14 protein-coding genes and 1 pseudogene are annotated in these 17,113 nt (G+C 74.3%); 9 read left to right on the top strand and 6 right to left on the bottom strand.

The features are described from left to right. Positions 1-317: 317 nt before the first annotated feature. Positions 318-2,281: pseudogene (locus WN71_RS05075) on the bottom strand (phosphatase PAP2 family protein). Between the two features lie 364 nt (positions 2,282-2,645). Here WN71_RS05075 and WN71_RS05070 point away from each other — a divergent pair. Further along, a complete protein-coding gene (locus WN71_RS05070; protein ID WP_046587368.1) occupies positions 2,646-4,514 on the top strand; it encodes a hypothetical protein in 1,869 nt (622 codons plus the stop codon). A gap of 25 nt (positions 4,515-4,539) precedes the next feature. On the opposite strand, the gene WN71_RS05065 is transcribed toward WN71_RS05070, so the two are convergent. Next, entirely contained in the window at positions 4,540-5,232 is a 693-nt protein-coding gene (locus tag WN71_RS05065) for a nucleoside/nucleotide kinase family protein (RefSeq protein ID WP_240529562.1), read from the bottom strand. Positions 5,233-5,481: 249 nt separating this feature from the next. On the opposite strand from WN71_RS05065, the gene WN71_RS05060 reads away from it, so the two are divergent. From WN71_RS05060 to WN71_RS05035, 6 genes are all read left to right on the top strand, one after another. Then, the gene (locus WN71_RS05060; RefSeq protein WP_046587370.1) at positions 5,482-6,222 is read left to right on the top strand and encodes a beta-phosphoglucomutase family hydrolase; all 741 of its coding nucleotides are present in this window, start codon (positions 5,482-5,484) and stop codon (positions 6,220-6,222) included. Next, positions 6,219-8,561: a glycoside hydrolase family 65 protein gene (locus WN71_RS05055; RefSeq protein ID WP_046587372.1), complete on the top strand. Its 2,343-nt coding sequence runs from the start codon at positions 6,219-6,221 to the stop codon at positions 8,559-8,561. Before WN71_RS05060 ends, WN71_RS05055 begins: the two co-directional genes overlap by 4 nt. A gap of 263 nt (positions 8,562-8,824) precedes the next feature. Beyond that, positions 8,825-10,981 (top strand): RNA polymerase recycling motor ATPase HelR, encoded by a 2,157-nt coding sequence (gene helR / locus WN71_RS05050; protein ID WP_046587374.1) that lies wholly within the window; start codon positions 8,825-8,827, stop codon positions 10,979-10,981. 94 nt (positions 10,982-11,075) lie between these two features. After that, on the top strand, positions 11,076-11,555 hold the full coding sequence (locus tag WN71_RS05045) for a hypothetical protein (RefSeq protein WP_240529561.1): 480 nt from the start codon (positions 11,076-11,078) through the stop codon (positions 11,553-11,555). Between the two features lie 59 nt (positions 11,556-11,614). Next, positions 11,615-12,439: an endonuclease/exonuclease/phosphatase family protein gene (locus tag WN71_RS05040; RefSeq protein ID WP_046587378.1), complete on the top strand. Its 825-nt coding sequence runs from the start codon at positions 11,615-11,617 to the stop codon at positions 12,437-12,439. Positions 12,440-12,478: 39 nt separating this feature from the next. Continuing rightward, positions 12,479-13,072 (top strand): uridine kinase family protein, encoded by a 594-nt coding sequence (locus WN71_RS05035; protein WP_079177662.1) that lies wholly within the window; start codon positions 12,479-12,481, stop codon positions 13,070-13,072. Between the two features lie 41 nt (positions 13,073-13,113). Here the strand turns inward: WN71_RS05035 and WN71_RS05030 are convergent, their stop codons facing one another. From WN71_RS05030 to WN71_RS05015, 4 genes are all read right to left on the bottom strand, one after another. Further along, positions 13,114-13,485 carry a VOC family protein gene (locus tag WN71_RS05030; protein WP_046587381.1) on the bottom strand — a complete coding sequence of 124 codons (372 nt, stop codon included), beginning with the start codon at positions 13,483-13,485 and terminating at the stop codon, positions 13,114-13,116. Positions 13,486-13,504: 19 nt separating this feature from the next. After that, entirely contained in the window at positions 13,505-13,942 is a 438-nt protein-coding gene (locus WN71_RS05025) for a VOC family protein (protein ID WP_046587383.1), read from the bottom strand. A gap of 36 nt (positions 13,943-13,978) precedes the next feature. Continuing rightward, entirely contained in the window at positions 13,979-14,413 is a 435-nt protein-coding gene (locus tag WN71_RS05020) for a helix-turn-helix transcriptional regulator (protein WP_046587386.1), read from the bottom strand. 186 nt (positions 14,414-14,599) lie between these two features. After that, entirely contained in the window at positions 14,600-14,980 is a 381-nt protein-coding gene (locus tag WN71_RS05015; protein ID WP_079177661.1) for a BlaI/MecI/CopY family transcriptional regulator, read from the bottom strand. Positions 14,981-15,163: 183 nt separating this feature from the next. On the opposite strand from WN71_RS05015, the gene WN71_RS05010 reads away from it, so the two are divergent. Then, positions 15,164-16,171: a lysylphosphatidylglycerol synthase domain-containing protein gene (locus tag WN71_RS05010; protein ID WP_079177660.1), complete on the top strand. Its 1,008-nt coding sequence runs from the start codon at positions 15,164-15,166 to the stop codon at positions 16,169-16,171. An 89-nt stretch (positions 16,172-16,260) separates the two neighbouring features. After that, positions 16,261-17,112 carry a proteasome subunit beta gene (prcB, locus tag WN71_RS05005; RefSeq protein WP_046587391.1) on the top strand — a complete coding sequence of 284 codons (852 nt, stop codon included), beginning with the start codon at positions 16,261-16,263 and terminating at the stop codon, positions 17,110-17,112. Position 17,113 lies beyond the last annotated feature (1 nt).

Here is a 17,113-nt window from a genome sequence, read left to right as displayed (position 1 = left end):
CGCAGCGCGCGGTACGCGCGGCGCAGCCTGCCGCCCAGGCCGTGCGGAGCGCCGTCCGGGCCGTGTGGGGCGCCGTCGCCGTCGCCGTCCGGGCCGTGCGGAGCGCCCCTCAGGCGTCGCACGGCGGCGAGGCGCGACCGGGCCGCCGCCGTCGCGGTCGCGGTCGCGCGCAGCCGGGCGGGCCGGTGCGCCTCCGGGTCGAGGACCGTGTGCTGTTCGCGCGCCATCATCCGCCCCGCGACGACACCGGCCGGGACGGGAGCGGTCCGGGGCCGCCTCATGGCCCCACTGTCGCATCGCTCCCGCCCCGCGGGGCGTCACCGCTTCAGGAGTCGTACCGACAGACCTTCCGCCGTATACACCGGTACGGCCCGCAGCCGGTCGGAGTTCACCTCGACGCGGGCGAACCCGCCGCTCAGCCGGGGGGTGGAGATCACCGGGAGGGTGCTGCCCGCGGCCGGCGCGCGGTGCGGGTCGAGCTCCAGGGACAGCACCGCGTCCCGGCCGAGGCTCACCCGCCGCGCCACGGTCAGCGGCGCGCGCCGCCCGGTGCCCGCCGCCACGGCCAGCGTCCCGGACTCCTGCGCCCAGGCGCCGTCGACCCGGACGCCGTCCGTGACACGCAGGGTGCCGCCCGTGACGCGGACGTCGCCGCGGCCCAGCGCGTGCGCGGCGGCGGCCACCAGCGTGCCGGCCTCCACCGTGGTGCCGCCCGTGAAGGTGTTGCGGCCGGTCAGGGTGAGGGTGCCGGTGCCGCGCTTGGTGAGGGAGCCGCGCCCGTCGATTCGTTGCGCCAGCCGTCCGCCGCGCCGAAGCCCCCGGCCGCCGCGTCGAGCGCGACGACGACGGCGGACTCGAAGGAGCCGTACCCGTCGGCCGCGGCGAACAGGTTGAGCCGTCCCCACTGCTCGGGGCCGTCGAGCAGGACGTACCCGGACGGCAGGGCCGTGCTGCGCAGCACCGCGCGGCGCTGCGCGGCGTCCAGGTAGGGCTGACGGGTCTCCAGCAGCACCTCGGCGCCCTTCGGCACGGTCAGCGGCTCGTCGCGGCCGGAGCGCGGGAACACGTAGGTCAGCCGGGGCGCGACCGCGCGGGCGTTGGCCTCGCGGTCGGCGTACGGATCGCCGGCCGGCCCCGCGGTGTGCGCCCACGCGTCGAGAGTGTCGGCACTCGTGCCGGTGGCCTGGGTGAAGTAGGCCAGCGCCTGAGCGCGCGCCGCCGCCTTGAGGTCGGCGTTGGCCGGGTCGGCGAGGGTCGCCGCGGCCAGCGCGGTCGCCATGATGCGGCCGCCGATCACGTCCGTCGGCGAGTGCATGCCCGCGGTGATCCGCGTGTCGCTGAGTTCCAGGGCGCGCGTCACCAGCTCCTGGAAGCGCTCCGGGACCGCGTAGGCGTAGGCGAGACCCGCCAGGTGGAAGGCGTTGGTGTGGCCGCTGGGGAAGCCGCCGTCGTCGGTGGGGGAGGTGGCGCGCTGGCGCAGCAGCTGCGGGGCGACGGCCACCGCGGAGTCGTAGACCGGGAAGCCGTACGCGTCCGTCGCACCGGTCGGGACGACCTCGCTGTGCTCGGTCATCCGCCACGGCCGCGGGTACTGGTAGGCGTACTTGGACGGGTTGCCCGACGCCCAGTTCCCGCGCAGGGTGTCGACGAGCTCGGCGACCTTGCCGAGCGCGGAGTCGTGCGACCCGGCGCCGAGGGCGGAACCCGCGGGCGCGTCGGCCGGTACGGCGTCGCTGACCGTGGTGGCGGGGGTGCCGTCCGGCGCGGAGGTGATCGACGTGACCGCGCGGGCGCCCGTCCGGTACAGGTCGGCCAGCGGGCCGAGCCCCGCGATCATCGCGTAGCTCTGGTGCTGGCGGTCGTAGACGAACGCCTCCTTCGCCTGCGCGTCGGTGCGGGCGGCGGTGACGCGGGCACAGTGGCGCATGTTGGCGCGCAGCAGTTCGGGGAGCAGGGGGGTGCCGGTGTTCCAGGCGGCCCCGGTCTTCCACACCTGCGCGAAACCACCGAGGACGCGGACGACCGCGTTGGTCTCGGGGGTGAGGTTGGTGAGCAGGTTGGTGCGGTAGTCGTCGACGAAGGCGGCGGCGGAGCCGGTGGTGTCGGCGGCCGTCGTCCCGGTGGCGGGGGTCCCGGTGGCGGCCTTCGCGTCGGCCGCGGCGAGCCAGCCGGCCAGGGTCGGCGCGGCGAGGACGCCCGCCGAGGCGCCGAGCGAGGTTCTCAGGAAGCCGCGGCGGCTCGCGGCGGGGGTGTCGGGGAGAAGCGGGGCTGACGACGGCATGGGTGTGCCTCTCTGGGGCGGTTCCGGGTCCGCGTGCCCCGGGTGGCGGGCGAGGGGCGAGGCGGCGGGCGTGGCGTCCGTTGCGTACCAGCGCAGATCTACGGCCGGGCCGTGACCCGGCGGCGAGGGTCCGGCGACCGCGGCCTGTCACCGGGATGAACGCGGGGCGTACGGTTCACAGGATTCGGGGGCGGGTGACCGGGTGGCCGTCAGGGCGACGAACTCGCCTGCCACGGACTGAAGTTCGCCCGCTCGACACCCGCGGTCCCGCCGGAGCTCATCCGGGTCCACCGCCGACCCGGGAAGGCTCGTCCGCGGCCCGGCCCCTTCGGTGGTCCGGCCCACCGTCAGGAAGGGCGCTCGTATGCATCTCCCGTACCAGCGCGGCCCGCTGCACGCTCTCGCGGACCACCCCGAGGCCTACGACCGCGTGCTCGCGGACATCGCCGAGGAGGCCCTCGTCCGGCTCGGGCCGGACGGCAGCCTCGAACACCCCGACGCGGTCGACGACATCGGCGACACCTCGCTCGGCGTCACCTCGCTGCTCGCCCTCGCCTGGCGGCGCGGCCGGGATCCGCGGCTGGTCGAGGCGGTGCGCCGCAGCCTCGCCTTCCATCTGGGCAGCCGCGTGTACACCGAGGACAACCCCGGCTACCCCAACCTGCGGATGCGCGACTCGGGTGTGGCGCACGCCCGTTACCGGCTCCGCCCCGGCGCCCACCCGCTCGGCGACTGGCCCAGCACGGTATGGGCCCTGCTCCAGCTGGTGAACGTCCTCGACGCGGCCGACGACGTGGATGAGATGGATGAGATGGTGGAAACGGGCGGTCTGATCGACGCCGAACAGCGCGCGGGACTCGTGGAGCTGGGCCGCGGCTACTGGCGCTGGCTCACCGAAGTCACCTTCTTCAACCCGCAGTCGGCCGCGAACCAGGCGATCGGCTGTGTCGTCGGCGGACTGATGCTGGCCCGCCATCTGCCGCCGGACGAGGGCGCGTCGGCACGCTCGCGCGCGCTCGGCCTGTACGCCGACCGCGTCCGGGCCCACCGGGTGCGCGACCGGGGCGCCCTGCTGCCGCCCGAGCACGGCGGCGCGTACGACAACAACTACGGCCCGATCGCGCTGTCGTTCCTCGCCCAGGCCCACCGGGTCAGCGGCGAGGACGTGTTCGCCGAGGACGGCGACGAACTCGCCCGCTATCTCGACGCCCGCCTGAGCTGCGGCGGCTACGACTGGGGCGGCCCCCGCTACAGCGAACAGCACTGCGGCTTCGAGGCGGTGCTCGGACTGCGCCGCTTCAGCGGACGTATCGGCGCGGACCTCGGCCGCTACCGCGGCGACACCCGCTGGGCGCGCCACGCGACCCGACCGGACGGCCGTCTCGACGGGCACTTCGCCTTCATGCTCGTCTGGCAGATCCAGGACCACGCCCGCTGGCACCGCACCCCCGCGCCGCGCACCGCACGCCACCAACTCCGCGCGGGCACCGTGTCGGTGGCCTTCGACGACGGGATGACGCCGGCCCTCGTCGAAGCGGGCGGCACCTACCTCCTGCCCGCCGTCGTCGACCGCCGTGCCGGCTTCGGACCGGTCGCGGACGGCTTTCTGCTGGCCCGCCCCAAGGGCGCGGTGCGCGTCCGGGACCTGCGGACCGGCCCGCTCACGGCCAAGCTCGTCACTCAGCCCGTCGTCGACCGCGACCGCGTGCTGCGCCATCTGCGCAGTCTCTACGTCACCGACGGCGCGGCCCTGTGGATCACGGTCGTCGTCGAGCGCCTCACCGGGACGCCGTACCTGCTGGCCGGGATGCCGTACGCCGCCGACGACGGCGACCGGGTGCGGCGCACGGCACGGGCCCGGGTGACCTCGGCGGGCGGCCTGCGGCTGACCCATCCACGCCCGGCGGGACCCGCGTACTTCGACACCCGTGACGAACTCACCCAGGAACAGGCCGCGTTCGCCCTCGCCGCCGATCCGCGTGGGCACGGCGACCCGGACGACGGCTGGCGGCGGGTGGTCGCCACCTCGGCCCTCGAAGCGGGACCGGCGCCGGGCGCCCCGCCCGGACTGCATGTCTTCGCGGTGCGACACGGCGGCCCCGACGGGGAGTTCGCGCCCGCGTTCGAGCAGGGCCCGGCGGGGCTGACCGTCCGGACGGAGGCCTTCACTGCGGTGCTGGGGGAGGACGACGCCCACGGGGAGCCGCGGCTGGCCCTGCGGGCGGGGACGTGAGGGGCGCGGCTGCCCCACCCGGTATTCAGTCCGTGGCGGGCAGCAGCCACTCGCCCGGTGTCACCACCAGGTCCGCCCGGTCGCGGGTCGCCGCCACCAGGTCGGCGTTGGGCTGGTCGGAGCGGAGCACCCAGGCCACGGCCTCCTCGTGACTCTTGCCGAACCGCTCGTGCCGGGCGACGAGACGCCGTAGCCGCTCGTCCTCGTCCATGGCGCAGAACCACACCTCGTCGAGACACGGCCGTACCCGGCTCCAGGCGCCCGTCCCGAGCAGCAGGTAGTTGCCCTCGGTCACGACGAGCCGGGCGGCCGGCGGCACCGGGATCGCGCCCGCGATCGGCTGCTCCAGCACCCGCTCGAAGCCGGGCGCGTACACGAGGTCGCCGTCGTCGTCGCGCAGCCGCCGCAGCAGGGCCGCGTAGCCCGCCGCGTCGAAGGTCTCGGGCGCGCCCTTGCGGTGGCGCAGGCCGAGCCGGTCCAGTTCGACGTCGGCCAGGTGGAAGCCGTCCATGGGCACGTGCGCCGCCCGAGCCCTGTCCCCGTCGCCGTTCACGGCGCTCACGAGCCGTTCGGCGAGCGTGGTCTTTCCGGCGCCGGGGCTGCCCGCGATGCCGAGCAGCGCCCGCCGGCCGCCCCCGGCGAGGGCGCGGGCCCGCGCGAGCAGCGCGTCGAAGGACGGCGCTTCCTGGACGTCGTGGGAAGGAGGCGGCAGCGGCACGGACCCGAGTGTGACATCCGGGCGGCAGCGGCACGGACCCGAGTCTGACATCCGGGCGGCAGGGGGAGGGAGCCGAGTCCGGCGTCCAGGCGGCAGGGGCACGGAGCCGAGTCCGGCATCCGTCCGCGGGGACGGATCGGCCGTGTCCCCGACGTCCTCCCGGCCCGGACGGTGATTTTCCCGCAAAGTACCTCACGTGTGTGGCCCTCGACACCCACTGGACCTCGGCCTTCGGGGAAGGTGCTGTGTATGACTGAGCTCGGTCTGCCCGACGACATCCAAGCCTGCCTGTTCGACCTCGACGGGGTCGTGACCAAGACGGCGGTGGTCCACGCGGCCGCCTGGAAGGAGACGTTCGACGCGTTCCTGCGCGACCGCGAGGGTCCCGGCTTCCGCCCCTTCGACTCCGTCGCCGACTACGACGAGTACGTCGACGGCCGCCCCCGCGCCGACGGCGTGCGCACCTTCCTCGCCTCCCGGGGCATCGAACTGCCCGAGGGCACCCCCGACGACCCGCCCGACGCGCCGACCGTGAACGGCGTCGGCAACCGCAAGAACGTGCTGCTGCTGGAGCGGATCCGCACCGACGGGGTCGAGGCGTACGACGGCACCCTGCGCTACCTCGACGCCGTCCGGGCCGAGGGCCTGAGGACGGCGATCGTCTCCTCCAGCGCGAACACCCTCGACGTGCTGCGCTCCCTCAGGATCGAGCACCTCTTCGACACCCGGATCGACGGCGTCGTGGCCCGGGAGCGCGGCCTGCCGGGCAAGCCGCACCCCGACACCTTCCTCGCCGCCGCCCGCGACCTCGGGGTGCCGGCCGCGCGCGCCGCCGTCTTCGAGGACGCCCTGGCGGGCATGGAGGCCGGTCGCGCAGGACACTTCGGTTACGTCGTCGGACTCGACCGCGTGGGCCAGAGCGACGCGCTGTACGCACACGGCGCCGACGTCGTCGTGCAGGACCTCGCCGAGCTGGGAGGCAAGGAGTGATCACTCAACGGTCGTACTCCGTCGAGCCGTGGAGCGTGCGCGAGACGGAGCTGAACCTCGACGTCCTCGCCCAGAGCGAGTCCGTGTTCGCCCTGTCCAACGGCCATGTCGGCTGGCGCGGCAACCTCGACGAGGGCGAGCCGCACGGCCTGCCCGGCTCCTACCTCAACGGCGTGTACGAGCTGCACCCGCTGCCGTACGCCGAGGCCGGCTACGGCTACCCGGAGTCCGGCCAGACCGCCATCAACGTCACCAACGGCAAGATCCTGCGGCTGCTCGTCGACGACGAGCCGTTCGACCTGCGCTACGGCCGTCTGGTCTCCCACGAGCGGCTCCTGGACCTGCGCCGGGGCGTGCTGGAACGGTCCTGCGAGTGGATCTCGCCCGCGGGCTCCCGCATCCGGGTGCGCTCGACCCGCCTGGTCTCCCTCGCGCAGCGCGCCATCGCGGCCATCGCCTACGAGGTGGAGGCCGTCGACGAGCGGGCCCGGGTGGTGATCCAGTCGGAACTCGTCGCCAACGAGCAGCTCCCGGACAGCGTGGGCGACCCGCGCGCGGCGATGGCGCTGGAGTCCCCGCTGGAGTCCGAGGAGCACTACACGGACGGCTACCGGCTGCGGCTGGTGCACCGGACCCGGCGCAGCGGGCTCAGGGTCGCCGCGGCCGCCGACCACGTGGTCACCGGCCCCGGCCGCACCACGAGCCGCAGCGAGAGCCGCGCCGACGTCGCCCGGCTGACCGTCTCCTCCGTACTGGAGCCCGGGCAGGCGCTGCGGGTGGAGAAGCTCGTCGCGCACGGCTGGTCCGGCACCCGCTCGCTGCCCGCGATGAGCGACCAGGTCGACGCCGCGCTCGCGGCGGCCGCACACGACGGCTGGGACGGCCTGGTCGGCGCGCAGCGGACGTACCTGGACGACTTCTGGGCGCGCGCGGACGTCGAGGTCGACGGCGACGAGGAGATCCAGCAGGCCGTCCGCTTCGCCCTCTTCCACGTGCTCCAGGCCGGTGCCCGCGCCGAGGAGCGGGCGATCCCGGCCAAGGGCATGACCGGCTCCGGCTACGACGGGCACGCCTTCTGGGACACCGAGATGTACGTCCTGCCGCTGCTGACCTACACCTCGCCGGGCGCCGTCCGGGAGGCGCTGCGCTGGCGGCAGAACACGCTGCCGGTGGCCCGCGAGCGCGCGGCGCAGCTGGGGCTGCGCGGCGCCGCGTTCCCGTGGCGGACCATCGAGGGCTCGGAGGGCTCGGCGTACTGGCCCGCGGGCACGGCCGCCTTCCACGTCAACGCCGACATCGCGGACGCGGTGGTGCGCTACGTGGCGGCGACGGGCGATGTGGCCTTCGAGCGCGACACCGCCGTGGAGCTGCTGGTGGAGACCGCGCGGCTGTGGCGTTCCCTCGGCCACCACGACCACCACGGGGCGTTCCACCTCGACGGGGTGACCGGCCCCGACGAGTACAGCGCGATCGTCGACGACAACACGTACACCAACCTGATGGCGCGGGCGAACCTGCTGGCCGCCTCGGACGTCGTCGAACGGCATCCGGGGCAGGCGGCGGAGCTGGGCGTCGACGACGAGGAGAGCGCGGCCTGGCGCGACGCCGCCGAGGCCATGCACATCCCGTACAACAGCGAGCTGGGCGTGCACGAGCAGGACGCGGGCTCCACCCGCCACCAGCGCTGGGACTTCGAGGGGACCCGGCCCGACCAGTACCCGCTGCTGCTGCACTTCCCCTACTTCGACCTCTACCGCAAGCAGGTCGTCAAGCAGGCCGACCTGGTGCTCGCGATGTACACCTGCAACAGCTACTTCGACGAGGAGCACGTCGCCCGCAACTTCGCCTACTACGAGCCGCTGACCGTCCGGGACTCCTCCCTGTCGGCCAGCTGCCAGGCGGTCATCGCCGCGCAGGCGGGGCATCTGGCGCTCGCCTACGACTATGCGTCCGAGGCCGCCCTGATGGATCTGGAGGACCTGGAGCACAACACCCGTGACGGGCTGCACATCGCCTCGCTGGCCGGTACCTGGATGGCGCTGGTGGCGGGCTTCGGCGGGATGCGCCGGCACGGCGCGACCCTCGCGTTCGCGCCCCGGCTGCCGGAGCGGTTCAGCCGGCTGGCGTTCACCCTCCAGCTGTGCGGCAGCAGGCTGCGGGTGGAGATCCGGGCGGACAAGGCGTCGTACACCCTGCTGGACGGGCCGGAGCTGACGATCGGCCACCACGGGGAGAAGGTGGAGCTGGACGGGTCCGGGCCGGTGGTGCGGGCGATCCCGCCGACGAAGCCGCTGCCGGCGCCGGTCCAGCCGCCGCACCGCAAGCCGAACGCGCGCTGAGCACCACGAGAGGCCGTAGACACGCGAGCCCTACGCACGCGAGGCCGTACACACGGAAGGCAAGGAGGGGAAACCACTCCTTGCCACTCTCAACGTATAGCGCACCGGGGGGCTTGCGGCAAGGCCCCCCGGCTGTCGCACAATCATCAGCCTGAGCCATGACCTGCGAAAATGCGGGTCGGGGACGCGCGACGCGGTACGCAGCCGTGCGCGGTGCCGCCGCTGTGACCGGTCGCGTGCGACCCGAGAACGGAGCTGATGACGTGGAGCCCCTGACCACCGGGGTGTTCGACCTTCCCGAGCGCCTCGCCCACAAGGCGGAGCCGGGCCTGATCGCCTGGGACGAGCGGCACTTCGCGGCCGTCGCCGAGTGCCTGACGGAGACGATCGCCGACCTGACCGACCGGCTGGAGGCCGAGCTGAGGGCGCCCGGGGGAGAGGGCCAGCAGGCGATGGACCGGGACATCGAGGTGCACCGGCTGGGCGGCCGGCTGCGCACCCTGCGCCGGTTCGGCCTGGACCTGTGCCTCGGCCACATGATCCGCGAGGGCGACCCGGAGCCCGTGTACATCGGGCGCCTCGGCCTCACCGACGGCGAGGGCCGGCGGCTGCTGATCGACTGGCGCTCGCCGGCCGCCGAACCCTTCTTCGCCGCCACCCACGCGGACCCGATGGGCCTGGCGAGCCGCCGCCGGTACCGCTGGACCGGCGGCCGGATCAGCGACTTCTGGGACGAGGTGTTCACCGCCGACGGCCTCCAGGGCCGCGCCGCGCTGGACGACCAGTCCGCGTTCATCGCGGGCCTCGGCGCCAGCCGCTCGGCCCGCATGCGGGACGTGCTCGCCACCATCCAGGCCGACCAGGACGCGATCATCCGGGCGGGTTCGCGAGGCGCCCTCGTCGTCGACGGCGGACCCGGCACCGGCAAGACCGTCGTCGCCCTGCACCGCACCGCCCACCTCCTCTACTCCGACCCGCGCCTCGGCCACCGCCGCGGCGGCGTGCTGTTCGTCGGCCCGCACCGCCCCTACCTGTCCTACGTCGCCGACGTGCTGCCCAGCCTCGGCGAGGAGGGCGTACAGACCTGCATCCTGCGCGACCTGGTCCCCGAGGGGGCCACGGCGGCCCCGGAGACCGACCCCGAGGTGGCCCGCCTCAAGTCCTCCGCGGACCTCGTGAAGGCGATCGAGAAGGCCGTACGGTTCTACGAGGAACCGCCCGCCGACACGATGACGGTCACCGTCGACATGTCCGACCTGCGGCTGACGGCCCGCGACTGGGCCGTGGCCTTCGACGCGCCGGAGCCGGGCACCCCGCACAACGAGTGCCGCGAGCAGATCTGGGACAAGCTCGTGGCGATCCTCGCCGACCAGTACCGCGGCACCCTCACCCCCGGACAGTTCCGCAGGGCGCTGCGCCAGGACGGGGAGCTGACGGGCGCGCTCGGCCGGGCGTGGCCGCTGCTGGAGGCCGCCGACCTCGTGGGCGACCTGTGGACGGTGCCCGCCTACCTCCGGCTGTGCGCGCCGTGGCTGGACCGCGACGCCGTACGACGCCTCCAGCGCGCGGACCCGGCGGCCTGGACGGTGTCCGACCTGCCCCTGCTCGACGCGGCCCGGCACCGCCTCGGCGACCCGGAGGTCTCCCGCCGCAGGCGCCGCGCCGCGGCCGAGGCCGCCGTCGAACGCGCCTACCGGTCCCAGGTCACCGAGAACCTCCAGCGCACCGACGACGACTGGACGGGCATGCTGATGTCGATGCTCCGGGGCGAGGACCTGCAGAACACCCTCGTCGACCCGGAGGAGGGGGCGACGGCCGCACCCGACCTGCTGGCGGGCCCCTTCGCGCATGTGGTCGTGGACGAGGCGCAGGAACTGACCGACGCGGAATGGCAGATGCTGCTGCTGCGCTGCCCGTCGCGCAGCTTCACGATCGTCGGTGACCGGGCCCAGGCCCGGCACGGCTTCACCGAGGCCTGGCCCGAGCGCCTGACCCGGATCGGTCTGGCCCCCGACCGTATCGCCATGTCGACGCTGAGCATCAACTACCGCACACCGCAGGAGATCATGACGGAGGCCGAACCGGTGATCCGCACGGTTCTCCCGGACGCCAACGTGCCGACGTCCGTACGCAGCACCGGCGTCGGCGTCCTGGCGGCCTCCACCGCCGAGCGCGACACGATCCTCGCCGCCTGGCTCGCCGAGCACGCCGAGGGCATCGCCTGCGTGATCGGCGACCCGGCCTTCGCGCCGACGCCCCGCGTCCGGTCCCTCACCCCCGAACTGTCGAAGGGCCTGGAGTTCGACCTGGTCGTCCTGGTGAACCCGGACCGCTTCGGCGACGGCGTCGAGGGCGCGGTGGACCGCTATGTGGCGATGACGAGGGCGACGGGCCGCCTGGTGATCCTCACCGGCGACTGAGCCACCCGCGCGGCGATCCACCGCACGCCGGTCCGGTCCGTGTCCGCGGCCCGCCCCCTGGTGCCGGCGCACCGTTTGGGAAAGGCTGCGGACCATGGACTGGATGCCCCTGCTCTCCACCCTGGCCGGTGCCGCCATCGGCATCGCCGCCACGCTGATCGCCGATCGCACGCGCTGGCAACGGGAGGAGGCGAGGCACGCGGTGGAAGTGCGGCGCGAGGTGTACACCGTGTTCGTCTCCGCCCTCAAGGAGGCGGGCGAGGAGATCCGGGCCGTGGCCCTCGGCGACCACCTGTCCGCGTCCGCCCGTGACGCGGCCGTGCGCGAGGCCGTGCGCGGCGCCGGCGTCTACACGGCGAGCGAACGCCTCTGGCTCGTGGGGCCACCGCAGGTCGTGCGGGCGGGGAACGACGCGTTCCACGGCCTGCGCGCACTGCGCGACGCCTACGCCCGGGGAGTCGAGGTCGGCTCCGCCGAGGAAGCGCCCCTGATCGTGCGGCGCCGTACGGCGACGGCGCAGATGCGGCACGCGATGCGCGAGGACCTGGGGATCGGACCGCTGGGCATCGAGTGACGGCCGGCGCGCGGCCGGGTGCTCGACGTTGGGGCGAATCGAGTGGAGGAGCGACGGCGATGCGTGTGCTGACATGGAACGTGTGGTGGCGTTTCGGCCCGTGGGAGGAGCGGCGGAAGGCGATCCTGACCGTGCTGAGAGACCTCCGCCCCGATGTCGTCGGGCTTCAGGAGGTCTGGGCCGCCGACGGGGAGAACCTCGCGCAATGGCTCGCGTCCGACCTCGGCATGGACTGGACCTGGGCGGCCTCCCGGGCGCCGGAGTACTGGCGGAGCCGGATCGGGGGCGCGGCGGTGGACGTCGGCAACGCCGTGCTGAGCCGCTGGCCGATCGTGGAGCACGATCGGCTCGAACTCCCGGCCCGCGAGGACGGCGACGACGGCCGGCTGGCCCTCTACGCACGCATCGACGCGCCGGCGCACCAGGTGCCGTTCTTCACCACCCACCTGACCTCGGCCGTGGACGGCTCCGCGGTGCGCTGCCGGCAGGTCGTGGCGCTCGCCGAGTTCGTCACGGCGCACAGCCGCGGCACCGCCTTCCCGCCCGTCGTCACGGGTGACTTCAACGCGTTTCCCGACTCCGACGAGGTACGGCGGTTCGGCGGCTACCGCACGGCCCCCGCCGTCCCCGGCCAGGTCTTCCTCGACGCGTGGGAGTACGCGGACCCGGCCCAGCCGTCGGCGACCTGGAACGCGGCCAACCCGTACGTCGCCGCCGGCTTCGGACCCAGCGCCCGCATCGACTACATCCACACCGGCCTGCCGGGGCCCGCAGGCCTCGGCTCGGTCAGCACCGTCCGCCGCGTCGGCGACGCGCCCGTGGACGGCGTCTGGCCCTCCGACCACGCCGCCGTCCTCGCGGAGTTGCGCACGCCGCGTCCGTGACCCTTCTGCCGCGGCCGCGACTGTGAGGAGAATGCCGCCATGACGATGATCTCAAGCGCCGCCGAGAAGGTCGCCGCCGCCGTCGAGGCCCGGCAGGGTCCGGGGGTGGTCCTGGTCGCGGTCGACGGGATGGGCGGGTCCGGCAAGTCGACCCTGGCGGCCGCCCTCGTGGAGCTGCGCGGTGCCGTGGTGGTGCACGGCGACGACTTCTACCGCCCGATGGACCCGGACGAGCGCGCCGGGCTGAACCCCGAGGAGGGCTACCACCGTTACTTCGACTGGCAGCGGCTGCGCGAGGAGGTGCTCGCCCCGCTGGCGGCCGGGCGCGACGCCGCCTACCGGCGTTACGACTGGCCGACCGGCGCTCTGGCGCCGGGCGAGAGCCATGCCGTCCCGGCCGCCGGTGTCGTCGTCGTGGAGGGCGTGTACACCGCCCGGCCCGAACTCGCCGACCACTACGACCTCGTGGTCTACGTCGACACGCCGCGCGAGGAGTCCATGCGCCGCCTGCGCGAGCGGGGCGACGACCACGGCCCGATCGACTGGGAGTCCCGCTGGCGGCTGGCCGAGGAGCACTATCTGGCGCTGACCCGCCCCTGGGAGCGGGCCGACCTCGTGGTCCCGGGACACTGATCCGCCCGGACCTCCCCACCGCCGGTACGGGCGGCGGGCCCTCAGGCGATGAGGGTTTGCTTGGGGCGGACCACGCAGAACTCGTTTCCCTCGGGGTCCGCCAGCACGGTCCACGACTCGGCGCCGGTCTGTCCGACGTCCACCCGGCGGGCGCCGAGCGCGAGGACGCGCTCGATCTCGGCCTCCCGGTCCTCGGCCGCGGACGTCAGATCGAGGTGCAGGCGGTTCTTGACGGCCTTGCGGTCGGACACCGGCATGAAGCAGATGCCCGTCGGCGCGGTCTCGTCCGGGCCGATCACGACCTCCCGCTCCCGCTCGGAGAGGATCCGCCAGCCCAGGACCTCCGCCCAGAAACGGGCCTGGGCGGGCAGGTCGTGGGCGTCGATGACGATGTGGTGCAGGGACAAAGGCATGGCAGCCAGTGTGCCGGGGTCACTGCCGTCGCGGATCGAACTCCAGCACCTGGGTGAGCCGGATGTTGTTGCCCGACGGATCCCGGAACGAGGTGTCGATCCCGTACGGCTGGGCCGTCGGCGGGTCGTTGAACTCGATGCCGCGCGCGGACAGTTCGTCGTAGGCGGCCTGGCAGTCGTCGGTCTCCAGGAACAGGGTGCCGCCCGCCCCCTTGGCCACCAGGTCCGACAGCTGGGCGCTGCTCGCCCCGTCGAGCATGGGCTGCCCGGGTACCGGCATCAGCACGAGGGCCGGCCCTTCGCCGCCGGGCGGTCCGACGCACAGCCAGCGGAAGTTCCATGCCTCCATGGTCACGTCAGCCCGCACCTCCCAGCCGAGCTGCTTGGTGTAGAAGGCGAGCGCCTCGTCCTGGTCGTGCACCCAGAACTGCGCGTTGGCGATCCTGATCGTCGTCATGGCCACTCCTCGGTCGGTCTTCCCCTGCCACCGAACCTAGGCAGCCGGTTCTCCCGTGTCTTCTCGAAACGTGCGGTTCCGCGGCCGGCCGTAGGCCATCGCCACGCACCGGGGGATGCGCACGTTCCGCGCGGCGGGCGGGTGCGCCGCCCGGTACGCCCGCGGGGTCGTGCCGTACATCCTGCGGAAGCTCGTGGTGAACGAGCCGATGCTCTGCGCGCCGACCGCCACCCCGATCGCCGCCACCGTCCAGTCGGTCGTGACCAGCAGCGCCGCGGCCCGCTCCAGGCGGCGCGTCAGCAGGTACTGGTGCGGGGACTCCCCGAACGCGGCCTTGAAGCAGCGGCTGAAGTGCGCCGGCGACAGGGCGGCGGCCGCGGCCATGTCCGCCACCGTCAGTTCGTCGCCGTACCGCGAATCGGCGAGATCCTTGGCGCGGAGCAGGTGGCGGGCGATCGGGACCGGGGTCATGGCACCCAGTGTGGGTCACGCTGTCACGGCGGCGCGTCCGGGATGACAGGTCGGTACGGCTCTGGTGGCATCCGTACTGGAGCCGGGTCCCGTCGGCCCCCGCGGCCCGCGTCGAACTGCGCCGACGGGTCCGCGACCGAGGTGCGGCCAGCGTGGCGTGAGCGTTGATCGGGGCGGAGGCGGGGCTCACGCCTCCCCGTCGAGCAGCCCCCGCAGGATCCGTGTCTCCTCCGGGCTGAGGCTCGCCACGAAGCGGTCGAGGGCGGAGGCCGGGTCGGGGTCGCGGTCCAGGGCCCTGCGCATGGCCTGCGCGGTCAGTTCGGCCGCGTTCTTCGCGGGGCGGTAGCAGCCACGGCGGCCGTCCGCGTCGCGCAGGACGAGGCCCTTGTCGTAGAGGCGCTTGAGGATGGTGTGGACGGTGTTGTAGGCGAGGCCGCCGCCCAGGCCGGCCTGGATCTCCGCCGGGGTCAGGGCCTGCTCGGTGGCCCACAGGGCGGCCAGGATCTCGCTCTCCAGCTCTCCGGAACCGCGTCGTGTCACTCCGCTGCCGCGGTCCGTACCAGCCATGCCCATAACCTTACAGCGCGTAGTGGCGGAGGGTGAGGGTGGGGGCATTCGCCCATTTAGGTGGCTCAAGGGGCGGGGTTCTGGTGCTCCCGGTTAGTTTGTCCGTGTTTTCTCTTGTTCCTGCCGCGGTCCTCCAGGCCGTGGGGCGACCGGAACCACTCGGCCGTAGGGGAGGGGTGGAGGATGAGCGGTCCCGTGCCCGTGCCCGGCCCGGAGGCGTACGACAGCCGGGCGGGGGCGGCTCCCGCTCTCGCCGGAGTGCCCGCGGACATCCGCCGTGGGCGGCGGTTGTGGTGGCATTGCCTGGTCGGGGCCGTCGTCCTGGCGGCGGGGGCCTATCTGCTGCGGGGGCACTGGGCGGTCGTGCGCACGGGTGCGCTGCGGCTCGCCGTCGCCGATCAGGGGTGGCTGGCCGTGGCCGGGGCCGCCGCCTGCGGAACCTGGGTCTGTGCCGCCCTCGCCCAGCAGGGGGCCGTCGTGCCCCGACTGCCCGGCGGGCGGCTGCTGGCGGCGCAGTTCGCCGCCTCCGCGGCCGGGCATCTGGTACCCGCCGGGGTCGGCGGGAGCGCCGTCAGCCTGCGGTTCCTGATGCGCTGCGGGCTGCCGGCCGGGCGTTCGGCCAGCGCGCTCGCCGTCAAGGCCGCCGCCGGCGGTGTCGCCCGCGGCGCCCTCATCGCCGTGCTCGTGCCCCTCAGCCCGGGGCTGTTGCGGGTGCCCCACGTCCCGGTGGGCGCCGTCGTGGCCCTGGCCGCCGTCCTCGCCGTCGTCGCGGCGCTGGTCGGCGGAACCCTCCGGGCCCGATGCCGTCGAGCCCTCGCGGTGGTGCTCGCCGATGTGCGCGCCGTGCACTTACGCCCGCCCCGCGCCGCGGCCCTCTGGGGCGGCTCGCTCGCCTTCGCGGCGGCCCACTCCCTGGTGGTCGTCGCCGTCGCCCGCGCCGTCGCGCTGCCCCTGCCGCCGACCCGGGTCGCGCTGCTCTACCTCGCCGCCAGCGGCGCCGCGGCCCTCCTGCCCACGCCGGGCGGGCTCGGCTCCCTCGACGCCGTGCTCGCCCTCGCCCTCACCGCCGCGGGCGCCCCGGCGGCCACCGCCGCCTCCGCGGTGCTCGGCTACCGGCTGCTCACGGTGTGGCTGCCGCTGTTCCCGGGACTGCTGGTGCTCGGCGCGCTGGTCCGCCGCCGGGCGCTGTGACCCGTCGCCGGGCGCTGTGACCCGGGCGGGGTTTCCGGCCCGCCCGCGCCAGGTAGGACTTCCGCATCGGTCCACGCGGAGGGGGCGCCATGGGGGAACACGGTGACGGCCGGCTGGGGGACGCCTTCCTCGCCCCGGGCAGCGCCTCCTTCGCGGAGTTCCTCGCGGTCCAGCGGCCCGATCTGCTGCCCACCCGGCCGCCCTTCCCGGACGGCGTCCGCGCCGAGCCCGGGCGTTTCCCGCACGGCACCACCGTGCTCGCCCTCGCCTACCGCGACGGCGTGCTGATCGCCGGTGACCGCAGGGCCACCATGGGCCATCTCATCGCCCAGCGCGACCTCGACAAGGTGCACCCCGCCGACGAGCACACCGCCGTCGCCTTCGCCGGCACCGTCGGCCTCGCCCTCGACATGGTGAAGCTCTACCAGGTCGAGCTGATCCACTTCGAGAAGATCGAAGGCGTCCCGATGAGCCTCGACGGCAAGGCGCGCCGCCTGGCCGGCATGATCCGGGAGAACCTCGGCCAGGCCATGCAGGGCCTCGCCGTGGTCCCGCTGCTCGCCGGCTACGACCTCGCCGCGCCCGAGGGCCGGCGCGGCCGCATCTTCAGCTTCGACGTCGCGGGCGGGCAGTACGAGAAGACCGACTTCCACGCCGAGGGCTCCGGATCGCCGTACGCCCATGGCGCGCTGAAGAAGACCTACCGGCGCGGGATGTCACGCCGGCAGGCGGCGCTCGCCGCGCTCCAGGCGCTGTACGACGCCGCCGACGACGACTCCGCCACCGGCGGCCCGGACATCGGCCGCCGCATCTTCCCGATCGTCTCGGTGATCACGGCCGACGGTTTCGAGCGGCTCGGCGAGGCGGAGACCGAGGCGCTGAGCCGGGAGATGGTGGAGCAGCGGCGCAACCGGCCCGACGGACCGCCCGCGACCCCCTGAA

Source organism: Streptomyces mangrovisoli, from assembly GCF_000974985.2.
GTDB lineage: Bacteria > Actinomycetota > Actinomycetes > Streptomycetales > Streptomycetaceae > Streptomyces > Streptomyces mangrovisoli.
This window is presented reverse-complemented; position numbering and strand designations above follow the sequence as displayed.